Genomic DNA, 1,759 nt, shown 5'->3' on the forward strand with positions numbered 1-1,759 from the left:
CAGGCTGTGTAAAAACTCGGTTTTTTCAGTATCTGAGGACTAACACCAGCAGGGATGCAAGATATTCCTGATATGGGCTGTATTCGCAGTGATTTGTATGTTGAGGCAAAACGAGACTTTGTGGCTTGATATGGAGTACTAATGGCCAGTTATTAGGAGTTAAAGCGGCCACTGCCGCTAGCTGCATCGTTCTCGCAGCTTAATGGCCAATCCTTCGGCCCCCCAGATGGACATCATCCTCTTCAGGTTATAAGCCAGTACATGCAGACTGATTTCTGTGCTGACGTTTTTAAACCGTTGCGTCAGGAAGTGAGTCGCTCCCATCCACATCTTAATTGTCCCGAACGGATGCTCTACCGTTTGCTTTCGCACGACAGCTGTTTGTGGCGATGCATTAAGCCTGGCTTGCATGTCTTCCATTTCTGCTTCATGAACCCAGCGCCTTATACGCCTCGGATCGCGTTTTGATGTGGTGCACCTTGACCGCTGACTGCAATCGCGACAGGCAATATTGTTAAAGTACATTTGCTGTTCTAAACCATCCTCAACCATCGTAAATCGGTTCTGAAGTTCTTCACCCATCGGGCAAATATAAATATCTTTTTCCTGGTCATATTTGAACAATGAACGATTGAAAAGACCTTTACGGTCAGCGCCAGAGGTATCGCCTTTTGGTACTAAGGCTACGGCACCTAAGTCCTGCGTTGCTTTAATATCTCCCCGGCTGTAATAACCTTTATCAGCCAGTACGGTAATATCCGCTTTGCCAACTGCTTCCTGCGCTAATTTGGTCACCGCTGTTAGCTGACCACGGTCTGGTGTATTCGTTACTTCATGCGCAACAATCAGGTGATATTTAGCATCAACGGCAGTCTGAACGTTATAGCTCACCTGGCGGTTAACATTGTTTATCTTCATTAACCGGGAATCAGGATCTGTCAGTGACAGCTGCTTATCAGGGTGCTGCACAACGGCCTGCTGAATTTTCTTGAGTTCTTTCAGACGCTTTTGCAGCCATGCCAGTTTCGCAGTTGTTAAACATGCATTTTTTTCGGGCTCCGCAGCCTTGTCAGCTTCATCGAGCTTATTCAGGTAAAGAGCAATACTTTGCTCAACCCTTTCAATGTGGCCTTTTGTTTTCTGGGGCGTGAAATTGTTCGATTTGCTGTTTACCGCCTTGAACTTACTACCATCAATGGCAACCACCACATCGGTGAACATCTGCATCTGCCGACACAGATCAATGAAAGTGCGGCAAGCATTTTTGATGCCTTTACCATTGTTTTTTCTGAAGTCTGCAATGGTTTTAAAATCAGGTGTTAATCGTTCAAGTAACCACATCAATTCAACGTTACGATGGGCTTCTTTCTCTAACCGGCGGGATGACTGGATGCGGTTCAGGTATCCATAAATGTAAAGCTTCAGCATGGTTGCGGGATGATATCCAGGCCGCCCGGTTTGCTTTGCATTAACGCGCTCAAAGCCAAGTGTATCAAGCTCTAGTTCATCAACAAAGACGTCAATAACTCTGACAGGGTTGTCTTCTGTGACAAAATCATCCAGCACTTCAGGGAGCAACGTCACCTGATGTCTGCCTTGACCTTTGATATGTTGAGTCATACCTGCACCCGCTTTATTTAATCGTATGATTCTAATTTTATTAAATAAAGTAAGTTTCTGCATTGGTTTATCAAGAATGGTTGATCATATAAAACCACTACTTAGACCAAAAAGTGATCAGTAGTTTTCACACAGCCTG

Annotated in this window: 1 protein-coding gene; it reads right to left on the reverse strand. The window is 44.9% G+C overall.

The genetic code is table 11. The annotated features are described in order from the left end of the window. Positions 1 to 177 precede the first annotated feature (177 nt). Entirely contained in the window at positions 178 to 1,620 is a 1,443-nt protein-coding gene (locus FDX11_RS01650) for an IS1182 family transposase (protein WP_137397370.1), read from the reverse strand. Positions 1,621 to 1,759: the final 139 nt, after the last annotated feature.

Source organism: Citrobacter sp. wls714, from assembly GCF_005281025.1.
GTDB classification, from domain to species: Bacteria; Pseudomonadota; Gammaproteobacteria; order Enterobacterales; family Enterobacteriaceae; genus Citrobacter; species Citrobacter werkmanii.